Annotated in this window: 18 protein-coding genes; 7 read left to right on the top strand and 11 right to left on the bottom strand. The window is 67.4% G+C overall.

Going from position 1 to position 16,048, the window contains the following annotated elements:
* Position 1: 1 nt before the first annotated feature.
* A complete protein-coding gene (locus FHJ30_RS11310; RefSeq protein WP_139029398.1) occupies positions 2-853 on the bottom strand; it encodes a universal stress protein in 852 nt (283 codons plus the stop codon).
* 156 nt (positions 854-1,009) lie between these two features.
* On the opposite strand from FHJ30_RS11310, the gene FHJ30_RS21520 reads away from it, so the two are divergent.
* Positions 1,010-1,159, top strand: a complete 150-nt coding sequence (locus tag FHJ30_RS21520; RefSeq protein WP_179997636.1) for a hypothetical protein — start codon at positions 1,010-1,012, stop codon at positions 1,157-1,159.
* A 31-nt stretch (positions 1,160-1,190) separates the two neighbouring features.
* The gene (locus FHJ30_RS11300) at positions 1,191-2,648 is read left to right on the top strand and encodes a DUF5129 domain-containing protein (RefSeq protein ID WP_139029397.1); all 1,458 of its coding nucleotides are present in this window, start codon (positions 1,191-1,193) and stop codon (positions 2,646-2,648) included.
* A gap of 41 nt (positions 2,649-2,689) precedes the next feature.
* On the opposite strand, the gene FHJ30_RS11295 is transcribed toward FHJ30_RS11300, so the two are convergent.
* Genes FHJ30_RS11295 through FHJ30_RS11280 form a run of 4 tightly spaced genes read right to left on the bottom strand, consistent with a single transcriptional unit; the run spans position 2,690 to position 6,271 of the window.
* Complete coding sequence (locus tag FHJ30_RS11295; protein WP_139029396.1) at positions 2,690-3,856, bottom strand: ABC transporter permease; 1,167 nt, start codon at positions 3,854-3,856, stop codon at positions 2,690-2,692.
* Positions 3,853-5,025 (bottom strand): ABC transporter permease, encoded by a 1,173-nt coding sequence (locus tag FHJ30_RS11290; protein ID WP_240793675.1) that lies wholly within the window; start codon positions 5,023-5,025, stop codon positions 3,853-3,855. Before FHJ30_RS11290 ends, FHJ30_RS11295 begins: the two co-directional genes overlap by 4 nt.
* Before the next feature lies 1 nt (position 5,026).
* Positions 5,027-5,989, bottom strand: coding sequence for an ABC transporter ATP-binding protein (locus FHJ30_RS11285; RefSeq protein ID WP_139029395.1), 963 nt, complete (start codon positions 5,987-5,989; stop codon positions 5,027-5,029).
* A gap of 15 nt (positions 5,990-6,004) precedes the next feature.
* On the bottom strand, positions 6,005-6,271 hold the full coding sequence (locus tag FHJ30_RS11280; protein ID WP_139029394.1) for a DUF1508 domain-containing protein: 267 nt from the start codon (positions 6,269-6,271) through the stop codon (positions 6,005-6,007).
* 234 nt (positions 6,272-6,505) lie between these two features.
* Here FHJ30_RS11280 and FHJ30_RS11275 point away from each other — a divergent pair, with 234 nt between their 5' ends.
* Complete coding sequence (locus tag FHJ30_RS11275; protein WP_139029393.1) at positions 6,506-6,973, top strand: DUF1003 domain-containing protein; 468 nt, start codon at positions 6,506-6,508, stop codon at positions 6,971-6,973.
* Here the strand turns inward: FHJ30_RS11275 and FHJ30_RS11270 are convergent.
* The 6 genes from FHJ30_RS11270 to FHJ30_RS11245 all read right to left on the bottom strand — a co-directional run bounded on the left by FHJ30_RS11270 (position 6,968) and on the right by FHJ30_RS11245 (position 10,295).
* Positions 6,968-7,657, bottom strand: a complete 690-nt coding sequence (locus FHJ30_RS11270; RefSeq protein WP_139029392.1) for a DUF4386 family protein — start codon at positions 7,655-7,657, stop codon at positions 6,968-6,970. The genes FHJ30_RS11275 and FHJ30_RS11270 overlap by 6 nt on opposite strands.
* 66 nt (positions 7,658-7,723) lie before the next feature.
* Positions 7,724-8,287, bottom strand: coding sequence for a flavodoxin domain-containing protein (locus tag FHJ30_RS11265; protein ID WP_139029391.1), 564 nt, complete (start codon positions 8,285-8,287; stop codon positions 7,724-7,726).
* A 26-nt stretch (positions 8,288-8,313) separates the two neighbouring features.
* Positions 8,314-8,784 carry a GyrI-like domain-containing protein gene (locus FHJ30_RS11260; RefSeq protein WP_139029390.1) on the bottom strand — a complete coding sequence of 157 codons (471 nt, stop codon included), beginning with the start codon at positions 8,782-8,784 and terminating at the stop codon, positions 8,314-8,316.
* A gap of 74 nt (positions 8,785-8,858) precedes the next feature.
* Positions 8,859-9,230 (bottom strand): DUF5655 domain-containing protein, encoded by a 372-nt coding sequence (locus tag FHJ30_RS11255; protein WP_171058996.1) that lies wholly within the window; start codon positions 9,228-9,230, stop codon positions 8,859-8,861.
* 9 nt (positions 9,231-9,239) lie between these two features.
* Positions 9,240-9,710 carry a pyridoxamine 5'-phosphate oxidase family protein gene (locus tag FHJ30_RS11250; RefSeq protein ID WP_139029389.1) on the bottom strand — a complete coding sequence of 157 codons (471 nt, stop codon included), beginning with the start codon at positions 9,708-9,710 and terminating at the stop codon, positions 9,240-9,242.
* A 66-nt stretch (positions 9,711-9,776) separates the two neighbouring features.
* Positions 9,777-10,295: a flavodoxin domain-containing protein gene (locus FHJ30_RS11245; protein ID WP_240793673.1), complete on the bottom strand. Its 519-nt coding sequence runs from the start codon at positions 10,293-10,295 to the stop codon at positions 9,777-9,779.
* A 161-nt stretch (positions 10,296-10,456) separates the two neighbouring features.
* Between FHJ30_RS11245 and FHJ30_RS11240 the strand changes: the two genes are divergently transcribed.
* From FHJ30_RS11240 to FHJ30_RS11225, 4 genes are all read left to right on the top strand, one after another.
* Positions 10,457-10,936: a pyridoxamine 5'-phosphate oxidase family protein gene (locus FHJ30_RS11240; protein ID WP_139029388.1), complete on the top strand. Its 480-nt coding sequence runs from the start codon at positions 10,457-10,459 to the stop codon at positions 10,934-10,936.
* On the top strand, positions 10,908-12,875 hold the full coding sequence (locus tag FHJ30_RS11235) for a heavy metal translocating P-type ATPase (protein WP_139029387.1): 1,968 nt from the start codon (positions 10,908-10,910) through the stop codon (positions 12,873-12,875). The genes FHJ30_RS11240 and FHJ30_RS11235 overlap by 29 nt, the downstream gene beginning before the upstream one ends.
* A 77-nt stretch (positions 12,876-12,952) precedes the next feature.
* Positions 12,953-13,414, top strand: a complete 462-nt coding sequence (locus FHJ30_RS11230; protein ID WP_139029386.1) for a universal stress protein — start codon at positions 12,953-12,955, stop codon at positions 13,412-13,414.
* The gene (locus FHJ30_RS11225) at positions 13,414-15,969 is read left to right on the top strand and encodes a cation-transporting P-type ATPase (RefSeq protein WP_139029385.1); all 2,556 of its coding nucleotides are present in this window, start codon (positions 13,414-13,416) and stop codon (positions 15,967-15,969) included. Before FHJ30_RS11230 ends, FHJ30_RS11225 begins: the two co-directional genes overlap by 1 nt.
* Positions 15,970-16,048 lie beyond the last annotated feature (79 nt).

Genomic DNA, 16,048 nt, shown 5'->3' with positions numbered 1-16,048 from the left:
GTCAGCTGTTGCCGCGCCGGGAGATCAGGACCGGGCCGCGTGCATGGTGAAGGACCGCGTGGGCGGTGGAACCGATGGTCTGCCGCAAAAAGCCGTGGCCTTTGGTCCCAACAACAAGCATCTGCGCGTCATCCGAGGCTTTGAGGATGGCATGCGGGACCGATGAGTCAGTGAGCACCCTGCCCTCCACGGCAACGTAGGGTGCGAGCGCCCGGGCACGCCGGAGGGCGGCGTGGAGCACTTCGCCTGCGGCAGCCTCGGCGTCGGGCTCGTTCCGCTGTGCGTACCCGGCGGGCACATGGTGGACGTGCAGGACACTGAGCCTGGCCTGCGTTGCCGAGGCGAGGGCGCAAGCGTCCTCCAGCGCGGTGGGGGACCCGGATGCGTCCACCGCGGCGACGATCGGCCCGCCAGGGTGGAGGTCCGGCCGGATCACTGCCACGGGGCAGGATGCAGTGGCTGCGAGTTCCAGGCTGACCGACCCCACCAGCAGCCCCAGGAATCCACCCAGCCCCCGGCTGCCCACAACCACCATCTCCTGGCCGGCAGAGGCCTCGGCAAGGTAGGAGGCCGGCAGCCCATGCAACAGGGTGCCCTGCACGTCCAGTCCCGGGGCCGCGGCGTGGGCGTGGCTGACGCCCTCCTCGAGGATCGCCTGTGCTGACCGCTCCAGGCCGCTGTCCGCCACCCCCGGAACCGGGCCCAGCCGGTGTGTCAGCAGCGGCCAAATGGAGACGTGGACAACGTGGAGGGGACAACCGCGCAGGTCCGCCTGCCGGGCTGCCCAATGGACGGCGGCGGCGGCTTCAGCTGAACCGTCGTATCCCGCAACGATGGATCCTGATTCCTCCATTGCTCTCCGCTCCTGCCCAGGGGACCTTCGGCACTGTGGTGGCTCCCCGTGAGACTCCATGCTGTTGGGGTGGGCCGCGCTGTGTACCGCCTATTCCAGCAGAGTACCCACAGTTGCCGGAAGCAAGAACTTCTGTCCGATCCCGAGGAGCAGCACATGGCCGCCTGGCAGGAAAACATCACCCCGCACCGGTTCGAGGGCCAGACAGTCATGGTGGCGGCAGGAACCGCCTTCCTGCTGAGCCGGGACGGCACGAACATCAATGGAGTGGTGCTGGCTTCGGACAACGGATGGAACGCCGTTTAGGGGCGGACGCGCCTCCAGGAAGTGGGCGGAAATGGGCCTCATAATGCGCAGGACTGCTGGCCTGCTGCTGGCGTTGCTGGTGCTGTTGCCCGGCAGAGCGGGCATCGCCTTCGCTGTCCCGCCGGCGTCCGTGGAGGTCCAGGACACGGCAGGGGTGCTGGACCGGAACACGCTGGTACCGGCCCTCGAACGCATCGATTTCTACAACCCCACCAAGGTTGTGGTGTACACCTACAACGGCAGCGCGGAGGACAACCTCAACGAGGAAGTCCTGAGGTTTGCCCGGGCCGGGCACCCTGAGTGGATCAGTGCTGACGGGCAGAAGTGGGCGGACGGGCTCTTCATTTTTGCCCTTGACCCGGTGGGCCGCCATGTTGGCACGTACATGGGCGAAGACCGCAAAGTGTCCCTGGAACAGCGGACCGACATCCAGGACTCGGCCAAGGAACTCCTGCGGGATGCGCAGTGGACAGAGGGAACCATCGCCGGCGTCCGGCGCGCGGCGGAGCTCATCAACCAGCCCTGGTACCGCTCGGCCGCCTTCCTGGTCGCGGCTTGGATCACGGCTGGAACAGCAGCCTTCGGCGGCGGAGCCTGGCTCGTTGTGCGGGCCGTTACCAGGTCTTCCAGCCGGAAGGAGATCGAGCGCGGGGACCGGAGCTACGGCAATGTGAGCATGGATCTGGATGTGACGGAGCTGAACGCCGCCACCATTCCCGAATCATCCCGGTATGGAAGCCACGTCCTCGAGAAACACCGCACCTTCCTGAGCCGCTACAACGCGGCCAGCGAGCTCTCCAACAAAGTGCACGCGCTCTCCAGACGCGCATTGAGCCGCCGGAAGAACCTCAAGCTGGCGCGCCAGTACGCAGACGCGGCCTCCGAGCTCGACGCCCTTGACGACGTCATCGCGGATACCAACGCCCTCTTGAACCGTGCCAGCGCCTGGCACACTGCCTGGGACCGGCAGCTGGCACCTTTCCGCAGCGACCTGGCCGGACTCGAACAGCTCCTCAGCAAGCGCCACGGGCAGGGGGACTCGGCAACCGCGGCGGCACTGCGGTCCTTCCGGGACCAGAGCCTGCGCGAGATCGAGCGGTGGACCGCGGAGCTGGCGGAGGAAAAGATCAGCCCGGAAAAGGCGCTGGACCGCCTCTACGACGCCCGGACCCGCCTCGCTTCGCTCCTGGAGAACCACGCGGAAACGGTTATCGGGGGCTTTGCCAAGAACGAACGCGAAGCCGGGCTCATGCGCAAGGAAATGCAGGAAGCCCAGGAAGGCCTGGACCACCGCCGCCGTAGCTATGAGCCAAGTATCCTGGGGACCGTCTACCCGTCCTACCACTTCTTCTCCGTGGCAACCTTCAACTCGGGGCTCAATACGGGGGTCAGCAGCGTCAGCTCAGCCCGCGGCGGAGGCGGCAGCACCACCGGCTATGGAAGCAGCGGCGGCAGTTTTTCCGGCTCAGGCAGTTCATCCAGCTTCTGATAGCGGGTACCGGCGCTGAGGGTACGACGGCGGCCGTCGACCTACAACGCCCGGCTGAGGCTCCGCTGCAGCAGGAAGGACCCCAGCGCCAGCAGCGCCAGCGCCATGGCGGCCAGGACGCCCAGCTGCGGAAGGATCTCCGCCAGGGTTCCCTCATGCCGCTGGATGTCCGCGAAGGCGTCATATGCCCAGCGGTGCGGGGTCAGCCGGGACACTGCCTGGAGTGCCTCGGAGAAGAACTCCGGCGGCACCATGGAACCGCCCAGGCCACCCAGCACCAGGCCCAGCCCAACCCCCACACCGGAGGCAGCGGCGTCGTTATCCATCACTGAACCTATGACCATGGCGGCAGCGGCGGAAACTGCGCAGAAAAGAACCAGGACCAGCCCCGCCAGCAGGGGATCACCCCAGTCAACGCCAAACAGCAGGGCAGTGCCGGCCATGATGTAACCACCCTGGACGGCGGCGATGCCGAAGCGCCCCAGGGCCTGGCCCGCCAATGCCTGCCAGCTTGAAACGGGGGCAGCCATGACGCGGGCAATGACCCCGAGGCGCCTGGCCTTGATCAAGGTGGTGGCCCCGGTGAGGGAGCTGAGGAAGACGAACAGCAGGAGCTGCTGGGCCGCTCCTAGGTCGAACCGTCCCAGCCCCTGGAACACCTGGGAGACGTCATTGGTGTCAACCACCTCCACGCGGGGCTGTTCCACCGCTTTCCTGGCCTGCTCCAGCGCGGCGGCCGCCTCGGACGCACCCACCCCTGCGGATTCGAGGAGGGCCTGCTGCCGCCGCTCGGTGCTGACTGCCTGGATGGAGGCCCGCACCTCCTGGAGCACGGCCTGCGCTGCCGACTGGGACGCCGTGACCACTTCAAGGTCGGCAGGCCGGCCGGCTGCGAACGCTGCGGCGTCGTCGTCACTGATGAAGATCCCGACGTCGGTCCGGCCTCGGCTGAGCTGGTCCCGCACCGTCCCGGCCCCGGCAGTGGACACCTGGAGGCCGTCCTTTCCCAGCCGTTCCGCCAGGGCCGTCGCCAGCCGGGTGTCCGGTGCGCCGGACAGGGCAACACGTGACTGGCCGCTGTTGGCGCCGAACTGCGAGCCGAGCAGCAGGATCAGCAGGAGGGGAAAGATGAAGACAAAGAAGATATTGGACCTGTCCCGCAGGAAGAGCCGGACTTCCACGGCCGCGATGCCGGTGATGCTCCTCATGCCCTGGCGCCCCTGTCCGGAAGCAGGCGTGAAGCCAGTGTGGCTGCCGCCGCGAAGCCCAGCATAACGGCAAGGGGGACGGCGACGTCAGCCACTCCGCCCCCGCCCGACGTGATGCCCAGGCCCCGGATGAAGGCGGCAATCGGGTTGAGGTCCATGAGGGTGGCCAGGAATCCCGAGGCCTCGATGGGGAAGAACGCGCCGCCGGCGATGCCCAGCACCATGCCCAGGATCGACTGGGCGATGTTCGCCTGCTCCGCGCTGCGGACCAGGCGGGCAACCACGAAGGTCAGGCTGGTGGCGGACGCTGCCACGGCCAGCACCAGGAGCGCGACCACCGCGGGCGAGCCGAAGGAGACGCCGAACAGCATGCTGCCGGCAGTGAGCAGGATGGTAGTGGCGGTAACGCCGAGGATGAATCCAACAAGGGCTTTTGCCGTGATGATTGTCCCGTGGGCCACAGGGCTGGCCTGCAGCCTGGCCAGCGTGCCTTCCTCCCGCTCGGCCAGCAGCCCAAGCACCCCGAAACCGACGGTGAAAAGCAGGAAGAGCCCGGTCTGGCCGGCCACCAGGGTGCCCTTGAGGGAAAGCTGTTCAGCGGACGCCTTGCCTTCAGACAGCGTCAGCGCAGGGCTGCCGGCTGCGGCCTGCTGTGCAAGGGCGCCGAGGCCTTCATGGGGGAGCCCTGCGATTTCCCCTGCCGCGGCGGTCGCGGTGCCCGCCGCTAACTGCCCCAGGAGCCCGTCCACCACGGAAATCAGGACGTTGGCTTCAAGGCCCGCCGAATCCCCTTCCACCACCTGGACGGAGAGGGCCTGCCCTGACCTCACCGCCGTCGTGAATTCCGCGGGGAGGATGATGCCCAGGTCGGCTCCGGAGTCCTTCGTCTCCCGGCCCACGTCGGCGGCAGGCACCTTGCGGATGGTGACGTCCATGATGGGAAGCGAGTCCAGGGCATCAAGCAGCGCGCCGCCCAACTGCCCGCTGTCCTCAGAACTTGCGACGACGACGGCGGGCTTGAGGTCCACGCTTTCAGTGTCGAAGCCGCCAAAGGAGAGGTTCAGGACCCCCATGAGGGCCAGGGGGACAAGGAGCGAGAAGATAAACACGGATTTGTCCCGGATCCGCTGCCGGAGGTCATTGGCCACCATGGTCCACAGTCCGTGCACGTCAGTCCCGCAGCGCTTTGCCGGTCAGGTGCAGGAAGACGGACTCCAGGTCCGGCCGGACAATCTCCACCGAGGTCAGCACCATCCCGGCGCCGCCCGCCTCGGCCACGATGGGGGCAAGGAGGCCCGGTCCGTTGTGCACCGTGAGGATCAGGCCGGAGGCGCCGCCGTCGACATGCTGCACGCCTGGAAGCTGCCGCAGTGCCGCGGCGGCGGCACCGGTGTTTCCGCTGCCGTGCAGGTCGATCCGGTCCACGCCGCCCGTCAATTCAACGAGCTGGTTCCGGGTGCCCTCGGCCTGGATCCGGCCCTCGTCAATGATGGCGATCCGGTCGCACAACCGCTCCGCCTCCTCCATGTAATGGGTTGTGTACAGCACCGCCATGCCCTCCGTGGCGAGGCCTTCCACGGATTCCAGGATGGAATTGCGGGACTGGGGATCCACCCCCACCGTTGGTTCATCAAGGATCAGCAGGGTGGGCCGGTGCAGGAGGCCGATGCCGATGTTCAGCCGGCGCTTCATACCGCCCGAAAACTTCTTGGTCTGCTCGCCGGCCCGGTCCGCCAGCCCGATCAGGTCCAGGACCTCCTGCGTCCGGTTCTTGAGTTCCTGGCCGCCGAGGCCCTGGAGCCTGCCGAAGAACAGGAGGTTCTCCTTCGCCGTCAGGTCCGGGTAGATGGCAAGTTCCTGCGGGACCAGCCCGATGTGCCGCTTGACCCGGGTGCTCGCAGGAGTCATGGCAGAACCGGCGAGTTCGATGGTTCCGGAATCCGCGGGAATCAGCCCGGCCACCATGGAGATGATGGTGGTTTTCCCCGCCCCGTTAGGGCCCAGGAGCCCGTAGGTTTCGCCGGCCTCGATGTGGAAGGTGACGCCGTCCACCACCGTGTGCTGGCCATAGCTCTTCACCAGGCCTTTGACGCCCAGGACCTGCGCCTTCCGGGTTTGGACGTCCGCCGTCACGGCGCGGCCGGTTTCCTAGGCGGCACCGAGGGAACCGGCCTTGCCGGAACCGAACGCCCGGAACTGGGGTCCCCTGCGGGGCGTCCGGACAAGGGTGGCCGCGGGCGCGAGATCCCGGATCAAACCGGTGCCGGCGCATTCGCGGACGTCCTTGATGGCGTCAGCAGCGGTGTACTTGTCCGGGTACTGTCCGGAAACGGCCAGTACCTGTCCATCCGGCGCCATCAGCCTGAACCTGATCCGCGAATCCTCGTCGACAAACAGTTCGAACGTTCCCGCCATAAGCCTTGTTCTCCTCAAGCATCCTTGCTCCAAGCAGTGGAGCGCATGGGCCCACCGGCATCCGGTGCGCAGCCCGGACACAGCACCCCAGCCACGGTGCATCCTTCGGGCCTCAATCCAGCGTGCCAGAGGGTAGGGGCTGCCATCAGGGACCAAAGTCCCGTCTGCCCTATTCATTGGGGTAATTCGTGGTTCGCGGGCGCGGGTACTGCCGCCGCCACTTACCCTAGGCACATGAGCGAGCGGAGAACTACATGGCATGCACGGCACAAGGAGGGCCTAAGCCGGGGTGAGCGGGCGGCGGACGTCCTACGGAACGGCATGGGCAGCTGGACCTTCGTGGGGCTGTTCGTTGCCTTCATGGCGGCATGGGCCGGGTTTAATTCCTACGTGCTGGCGGCGGACGCCTGGGATCCTTATCCCTACATCCTCCTGAACCTCTTCCTCTCCATGCTGGCCGGGCTTCAGGGCGCCATTCTTTTGATTGCCGCAAAGCGCCAGGACGCCATTGCCGCGGCGATGGCCCGCCACGACTACGAGACAGACGTGCAGTCAAAGTCGGAGATCGACCGGCTGATGGCGATCAACAGCCAGCAGCTTGAGCTGCTCGAGGAGCTCCGGGCCCTGCTCTCCCGGCCCGGCGCGCTGCCATCCGGGGCAGTGCAGGAGCGGCAGGATGAAGGCACGGATGATGGTTTATGACTTTCCGTCCGTTCTGTGCCCGGAAAGCCGGATCAGCGCGAAACCGGTAGCCACAAACCACACCCAGAGCAGGATGCCGTAGCCCCAGTAGAATTCAGGCACCGCGTGGCGGAGGATTTCGCTCACCACCCCCAGCGCCCCTGTTGCCACGCCCAGCCAGGCAATCCACTGGGGGAAGAGTGCCCTGGGCCCCGTGGCCATGGCGACAGCCATCAGGAGGATGCCGAAGGCAGAAAGGGTTCCTACGATCGCGGGGGTGTTGTTCTCCGCGAGGATTGCTTCTGCGGCCGTGGCAAAAACCCTGCGTTCTTCCTCGGTACCGGCCTCCAGGTAGCGGTCACTGAGGTAGATGAGGTTCAGCGATCCGCGGCTGCTGACAGGGACGGCCAGGATGAGGGCCCATGGCAGGGCGCCAAAAATGAGGGCGATCAGCGCGAGGCTTCTCTGTGCGGGGGCCAATGCCACAAAGAGCGCGGTGAAGGCCAGCACCGGAAGGATGTTGGGGAGGATCCACAGGATCTGCTCCGCAACGTAATTCGCGCCTTGTTGGCGGCGATGAATTCGAGGTTTTCCGCCCCTCCGTGCACAGGCGGAGGTGCAAGGAAATCCAGCACCAGGGCGGCTATCAGCAGGAACACGAAGAGGACAGAAGCTATCCCCGCCCACCGGAAGAGCGGCCTCCATGGCTGGAGATTGTCCTGGAAGGCGGGACTGGGTGGAACCGCGGACTGAACATCAGGCATGGCCGGGCTAGCCTGCCTGGACGCCGGCGGCCGGTCCGCCTGGGGAGTCCAGTCCGGCAACGATCCTGTCGGCCCAGGCGTCGATGGCCGCCCAATCCCGGAAATCACCCGCAGGCAGGGCTTCCTTCGCTGCCGGGGCAAGCCTGATGAGGCGCTCACCGATGCCGATGGGAGGGGAATCCGGGTCCCACGCGCCGAAAAAGACCTGTTCTCCACTGGGATGGAGCAGCTCCTGCAGTTCAGCGAACTCCTTCGGCCGGGCGCTCGCCAGAACATCCTCCCCATCCTTGTCAACAGCTTCGGTGCCAAGGGGGCCGCTGCTGAAGAGCCATACCTTTTTGTCCTGGAGCTCCCGCCGGTGCCGCCTCGCGAAAGCCGTGGCTTCCTTGAGCCAGTGGACCATGTAGGCGGCGCTGCCCAGCACCACGGCTTCGTACGGGCCGACGTCATGCACTTCCGCCACCGGCCGGGCCTCGGCCTCGAGCCCCTGTTCACGGAGGCGGGCAGCGATGCGCCCGGCTATTCCGGTGGTGGAACCGTGCCGGCTGGCGTACGCAACAAGGACCTTCATGGGAGACCTCCTTGGATGGTTGGCTTTTACGCGACGGGCCAGACAACCCTTGTCTGCCACTTCGCGGGGTCGGGTTCGGCTTCCGGGTCGGTCAGGTAGTACTCCCACATGGTGTCCGACGGGGTGAGGCCGTCAGCTTCCATCTGCCCCAGGATCGCGTGGTAGGTGTTTTCCAGGGTGTCGTACGGGCCGACGTGGAGCGCCTCAAGGGCATCCGTCTCAGGCAAGGTCCCGCCCGCCACGCCATCCGCGTCGGTAAAGCTGCCGGCAATGGGGAAGCCGGCTTCCACGTCAACCGTCTCGCTGGGCATGCCCCGGTAGAGCGCGAAAGGCGGTCCTGCGGGGCTGGCTCCCTGCTTCCGGGCTGCAGCCATCACGGTACCGAAGGCCCGGCCGAAGAAGTCGGTCAGTGAAGCCATGGGGACGCGTTCGCGGACGACGGCGACGGGCTGTTCCGTGAGGTGGACTTTCTGCGGGTGCTGGGCGGAGTTGTTCATGGCATTAGCCTGCGCCGCAGGCTGCCGGGGTTACAGGGCCTTAGGACTCTAAAAGGTGCCCACGGCGTCCCGCCCTAGCCGGCAGCTTCATAGGCCTCGCGCAGCCACTGTTCCACCTCGGCGTCCAGCTCGCCGCTGTCCTGCAGCTCAAGATGGTGCATCCAGATCCCGGGGGAGGGGTGCGCGATTTGCTTGAAGCGCGGCGATGCCGCCTCGTAAGGGAGCGCCAGGGACAAGACCACGGGGACCGTGGACTTCACGTAGGAGCCAGGGCGCCAAAGAAATGCGAAGCCGCGCCCGCGGCGGAACGAAACCTGGCTCTTGGAGACCCGGACCTCCAAGGGTCCCAGCCCGGTTGCCATGCGTTCTGCCGCCCGGTAAACGCCGTAGGCCGTGGGGGAACCTTCAAAAAAGCGGTCAACCGTCCAGGGTCCGCCGTCCTCCATGGGGAGGGGCTATTCGAGTCCTGCGCGGGTGGCTTCGTCCAGCGGGGTGCCCCAGGTGCCTGTGGCGGACAGGGTGAACCGCCGGCCCGTCACGGACTGGGGAACGATCCGGATGAGGTGGTCCTGGCCTACTCCCTGCCAGGGAAAGAGCCCCCGGCGCGTCTCGTTCAGGGCCGGCCCCGCGGCATCGTCCTGGACAGCCCTGCCCTTGACCACAACGCTCCAGGCCAGGCCAAACTCGGCGCTGACGCTGTCCGCCTCCAAGGCCACCAGGGAGTTCGCTTCAATGGCCTGGAGCTTCGTGCCGCTGCCCGTCCGGAAAACAAGGCCGTCGCCGTCAACCTTGAAGCCCACCGGAAACACATCGGGCTGGCCGTCCACGACGACGCCAAGCCGTCCCACACTCGTGCGTTCCAGGAGTTTCCAGCACTCCTCGGAGTCCAGGATTTCAGCTTCTGGCACCATGTTCTTGTCGGTCATGCCCAGATCCTACGGGGCTGGTTACTGGACTGACAGGGCCCAAAGACCTTTGACCTCCCGCGGAGTTCACGCTTCCCTGCGGCTGCCCTGGTCCTTCACGGCGGAGCGGAGCGTTTCCGCCCACGCAGCTGCGCGGTCAACCTCCCCTTGACGGAGGGGGCCTTCGCTGCCTTTGACGTAGAAGGCCATGGGGCCGGTGATGATGCTGGCGCCGGCGGCCTTGAGCGCCCGGGTCATCTTCCTGGCGGCATCCCCATGGATAAACAGCTTGAGCCGGGTGTCGAACGCTGCCGCCTTCACCCCTGCCAGCCCACGGGAGGCAAGGTCTGCGAGCGCCTGGGTGATTTTGGGCGTCGGGCGCCAGCCATTGATGGGGCTGCCCACCACAAGGAGGTCGCCGGACTGGAGTGAGCCGGCATCGAAACGGTCAACGGGGACTGCAGCGGCCTTGTTGCCCAGGCCCGCTGCCAGGGCTTCCGCGATGGTCTTGGTGTTGCCGTAGGCGGAGTCATAGACGACGAATGCCTTCATGGTGTCCCTGGCCTTTCCCGGACCCAGCCGGAGGAGGATTGTTCCCTCCAGCATGCGGGCGGCACGGCGCGCAGTGCAGGGCCGAAAGTCATGACAAGGCCGGGGAAAGCCCGGCCGCGGAACCATCTGCTGATGCCTGAATGCCCCTGCTGCTTTTGTGCCGTAGTGCCTAAATGCCCTAGTGCAGCGCGCCAGGGAGCACTACGTTCAGCAGTATGCGCAACAACTCACCGGAACGGGACGCAACTGCAGTCGAGGTCCTTGGCGCAAGTGCCTGCTGGGATCTCCTGCGCACGGTATCGGTTGGCCACCTTGCCGTCCTGGTTGACGGCCATCCGGAGATCTTCCCCGTGAACTACAAGGTGGACCATGAGTCGGTGGTCTTCCGCACCGGAGAAGGAACAAAGCTGCACGCAGCGGCCGGGCCCGCCGCCGTCGCCCTCGAAGCCGATGGCACCGACCAGGGAAGGCACACCGCATGGAGCGTCGAAGTGAAGGGCCATGCTGAGGTCCTTGAACCTTCACCGGACCTGATGACAGGCGTTGGCCTCACCCTTTTTCCCTGGCAGGCGGGGCACAAGGACTACTTTGTGCGGATCACTCCGACGGCGGTGACCGGCCGGCGCTTTAAGGTCACCCCGCCGCTGACCTGGTGGAGCCACCTGGATGATCCGGCGCGGGCGGGTTTTGCCTGAGGGACGGCCGGCCGCCCCGCCCGGCACCGCTCTAGGGCCGCGGCAGGCGGCGAACCCCGAGCAGCCCCGCACGTCGGCGGCGGGCAGGGGCGTCGCGTTTGTCCGGCTGTACCCGCTGGTTGCAGTGACCGGCCTGATGCTGATTCTGACGGGGCTGCTGCTGCAGTCGGGCCTGGAGGAGCAGGCCCGGCTCGGCGCGTCCGCCTATGCCGTCGTCGTCGCCGCCAGCCGTGGCGTCTCAATGTTCCGCTCCCTGCGCGAGGGCCGCTGGGGAATCGACGTCCTTGCGCTGATGGCGATTGGCAGCACAGTGTGGGTGGGCGAGTATCTTGCCGCCCTGGTGGTTATTCTCATGCTCTCCGGCGGGGAAGCATTGGAAACCTTTGCCCAGGGACGCGCTGCACGGGAACTGAGGTCGCTGCTGGACAGGGCTCCGCGGTTCGCGCACCGGGAAGGCGCCGGATCGGTCCTGGAGGACACGCCGATTGGCGAGGTGGTGCCGGGGGACGTACTGGTGGTGCGTCCCTCCGAGCTGGTCCCCGTGGACGGGGAGCTCCTGTCCGACGCCGCCAGCATGGATGAATCCTCGCTGACGGGCGAAAGCCTGCCGGTGGAGCGGGTCCGCGGGGACCTCCTGCTCAGCGGCTCCGTCAACGGCGAGACGGCCGTCAGGATGCGGGCCGCCGCCACGGCGGCCGAATCGCAGTACAGCCGCATCATCGCCCTGGTGGAGGAGGCGGCGTCCAGCCGGGCCCCGGTGGTCCGCCTGGCGGACCGCTACGCCGTTCCCTTTACCGCGCTCGCCGTCCTCATGGCTGGAACCGCATGGCTCCTCTCGGGGGATCCCGTGCGGATCGCCCAGGTCCTGGTGGTGGCAACTCCATGCCCGCTCCTGATCGCCGCCCCGGTGGCGTTCCTTGCCGGTACCAGCCAGGCCGCCCACAGGGGCATCATCATCAAGAACAGCGGGACCCTCGAACAACTGGCCAAAGCAAGGACAGCCGTGTTCGACAAGACCGGAACGCTGACATCCGGGCGGCCTGTCCTGGACACCGTGCAGGCCGCGCCGGGCGGGGAAGAAGGCGGGTCCATCAACCCTGCCCGTATCCTGCAGCTTGCCGCCTCCGCCGAGCAGTACTCCTCGCATGTCCTGGCGGCGTCCGTCATCGAAGCCGCTGCCGTGCGCGATCTTGAACTCCTGCCGGTAACCCGGGCCACGGAACACGCCACCCAGGGGGTGGAGGCGGTATGCGGCGGGGACACTGTGGTGGTGGGAAAGGCCGGCCTGGTCCGGAGCTTGTCAGGGGGCTTCAGGGAAGCCGCCGTGCGGAGCGGTCAGCTGGCGGTCTACGTTGCCGTGAACGGCGAATACGCCGGTGCCCTCATCATGAAGGACCCGCTGCGCGCCGACGCCCGGGAAACCCTTGCCCGGCTGCACCGCCTGGGGATCCGGCACACCATGCTGCTGACCGGTGACGCCCAGGGGACAGCGGCGCACATTGCCGAAGAGGCGGGCATCCGGCACGTGCAGGCGGACTGCCTTCCCGAGGACAAGGTTGATGCGGTGGCCGGCGTGCGGGAGCGCCCCGTGGTGATGGTGGGCGACGGCGTCAATGACGCCCCCGTGCTCGCGGCAGCGGACGTCGGGATCGCCATGGGAGCCAAGGGCGCCACAGCGGCAAGTGAATCGGCGGACGTTGTGATCATGCTGGACGACCTCTCCAAGGTGGCCGTTGCAGTCGAAATAGGCAAGCGCACCGTAGCCGTGGCCCTGGTCAGCATCTGGACGGGAATAGGCCTCAGCATCGGACTCATGGCTGTGGCCATGACGGGATACATCCCCGCCGTCACCGGGGCACTCCTGCAGGAGCTCGTGGACCTGGCCACGATTCTGAACGGGCTGCGGGCGCTGCACGGACCCAAGCCGAAAAGCCCCTGAGCCTCGGCTGACACCGCAGGGGCGGGTATGACCTTCGGCCCTTCCCATGGCCTGCAGCAGTAGGGAGTGTGGTGGATATGAAAGCAGAAACAGTATCCAAGCCCGTGATCGTGGGCGTCGACGGATCGGAATTCTCTTCGGCAGCCCTGAGGTATGCGGGCACCCTGGCGGCCCGCCTCGGCGCCCGGCTGGAGGTCATCACCTGCATCGGCATGCCGGACTACCTGGTGCTGCCCCACCTTGAAGGCGCCGACCGCCAGTTCACGGCGAGGCTGGAGGATGCTGCCCGCCGGTTGGTGGACGAAGCCCTGGGGCGTGCATTTACCGGCGACCGGCCCGAGGACATCGGCATAACAGTGAAGTTCGGGCCGCCGGGCAAGGTCCTGGTGGAAGAGAGCCGGCGCGCGCAGCTGCTGGTGGTGGGCCGGCACGGTGAGGGAGGTTTCCTCGGAACCACCATGGGCTCGGTCAGCAAGGCGTGCGCCGCACGGTCCGTGTGCCCGGTGCTCCTGGTGGGCCAGGAGGCGGACGTCGTGTGATGACCGCGGCTGGCCTGACCTCGGTCCAGGCCGCGGAACTCCTGCAAAAGGCAGGGCCCAATCTCCTTCCGGCCGAGAAACCCGTACCGCAGTGGCGGAAACTCTGGGGGGAGCTGACACACTTCTTCGCCCTCATGCTGTGGTGCGCGGCCGGCCTGGCCTTCCTCGCGGACATGCCGCAACTGGGCGTGGCGATTATCGTCGTCGTGATTGTCAACGGCGTCTTTGCCCACATCCAGCAGGAACGCGCCCAGCATGCGGCGGCCAAACTGCGGGCGCTGCTGCCCGCGGACGTCCTGGTGCGGCGCGACGGGCGCGTCCGGAAAATCCATGCCAGTGAACTCGTGGTCAACGACGTGGTGCTCCTGGCCGCAGGAGACCGCATCCCCGCCGATGTCACGCTGGTCACTGCAGCGTCCTGCACCGTGGACGAATCGATGCTGACGGGGGAAAGCGAGCCGGTGCCGAAAGTGGGCGGCGATCCTGCCTGGGGTGGAACGTTCCTGGTCAACGGCAACGCCGAGGCCGCCGTCGCCGCGACAGGCGCCAGGACCCGGCTGGCGGGGATCGCCCTCCTGACCAGCGGCGCCGTGTCCCCACCCACTCCGCTGTCCTTGGAACTGCGGCGGATTGTCCGCGTGGTGGCCTCCGTCGCCCTGGCCATCGCCGCCCTCTTTTTCCTGGTTTCCCTGCTGGTGGGCATCCAGTGGCGCGATTCCTTCCTCTTCGCCATCGGTGTGGCCGTTGCCCTGGTTCCGGAGGGCCTGCTGCCCACCGTGACACTGTCACTGGCGATGGGCGCCCAGCGCATGGCCTCCCGCAACGCGCTGGTCCGCAACCTCGAGGCCGTGGAGACCCTCGGCTCCACCACGTTCATCTGTACAGACAAGACAGGCACGCTCACCCAGAACAGGATGAACGCCGTGGAGGTCTTCACCTCGCGCGGACAGGTCCAGATTGCCGGTGACGGGTACAGCCCCGAAGGGACGGCCCAGGGGGAGGGAACGGACAAAGCCGCGGAAACTGCGCTCGCGGCCCGCGCCGCCTCGCAGGGCCGCGTTGAACTGCACGAAGGGCAGTGGCGGGCCTCGGGCGACCCGATGGAGGCGGCCATCGACGTGCTGGCACGGCGGCTGACGGGCACAGCGGGTGAGGGGAGGGCGCCTTCGCGCCGGCTCCCCTTCGATCCGGTACGACGGCGGGAATCGGCGATCGTGGGACAGGACCTGTACTGCAAGGGTGCCCCCGAGGCGGTACTTCCGCTGTGCGGCCCCGTGTCCGGGCCGCTGGAGGAACAAGTCCACCTGATGGCCTCCCGCGGACTGCGTGTCATCGCCGTGGCGCGCCGGAAGCTGGAGGGCGCGCCGGACCTTTGGGAGTCCCGCCCTGCGGAGGACCTCGAACGCGGCCTGGAGCTGCTGGGCCTGATCGGGCTCCATGATCCGCCCAGGCCCGACGTGGGCGAGGTCATCCGGACCGCCCGCAATGCCGGGCTCAAAGTCGCCATGATCACCGGCGACCACCCCGGGACGGCGGCGGCGATCGCGCGTGAGATTGGCCTGATGGGGGTTCCGGAATGGGTGCTGGAAGGCTCGGACCTCCCGGACGATGAACAGTTGCTGGGCGCTCTCCTGGACCGCGACGGCGTGGTGGTGAGCAGGGTGTCCCCGGAGCAGAAGCTGCGGGTTGCCAAGGCGTTGCAGTCCCGGGGACACGTGGTGGCCATGACCGGAGACGGGGTGAACGACGGCCCGGCCCTGCGCGAGGCGGACATCGGGGTGGCCATGGGCTTGAGCGGCACCGACGTTGCACGCGAAGCTGCGGACCTGGTCCTCCTCGATGACCACTTTGGAACCATCGTTGCTGCCATCGAGCAGGGCAGGGCCACCTACGCCAACATCCACAGATTCCTCACCTACCACCTCACGGACAACGTGGCAGAGCTGACGCCGTTTGTTGTCTGGGCGCTCTCCGGCGGGCAGTTTCCCCTTGCCCTCGGCGTCCTGCAGATCCTTGCCCTGGACATCGGCACCGACCTGCTGCCGGCCCTGGCATTGGGCGCCGAACAGCCCGGCAAGCACGTGCTGGCCCGCCCGCCGGAACGGCGGCACCTGATGGACCGGAAGCTGATGGTGCGCGTCTTTTGCGTGCTGGGCCCCGTGGAGGCGGCCGTTGAAATGGCAGCCTTCTCCGCGGTGCTCTTCGGTGGCGGCTGGGCCCGCGGCGAAGCGCCGGATCCCGGGCTGCTCCTCGCCGCATCAGGTGCCGCCTTCACGGCCGTGGTGCTGGGCCAGCTGGCCAACGCCTTCGCCTGCCGAAGCGCGACAATGCCGCCCTGGCAGCTGGGCTGGGGCACGAACAGGCTCCTGGTATGGGCCATCGTGGCCGAGCTGGCTGTGCTGGCGGCTTGCCTGTTCATTCCCCAGCTCGCCGCCGTGCTGGGGCAGGCCCCGCCGACGCCGGCCGGACTCCTCGTGGCCCTGTCCGCAGTGCCCGCAGTGCTCGCCGCTGACTGGGCCTACAAGGGCATCAGGGGACGCGCCAGCCACACGTGACCGTACGTGCCCCTGGGCGTGAGGTGCCCGGCCCGGGGCGTTTGCCCGGGGTGTTTGCCCGGAACGGGGCATTCCCGGC

This window comes from Arthrobacter sp. BB-1, assembly GCF_006151685.1.
GTDB lineage: Bacteria > Actinomycetota > Actinomycetes > Actinomycetales > Micrococcaceae > Arthrobacter.
This window is presented reverse-complemented; position numbering and strand designations above follow the sequence as displayed.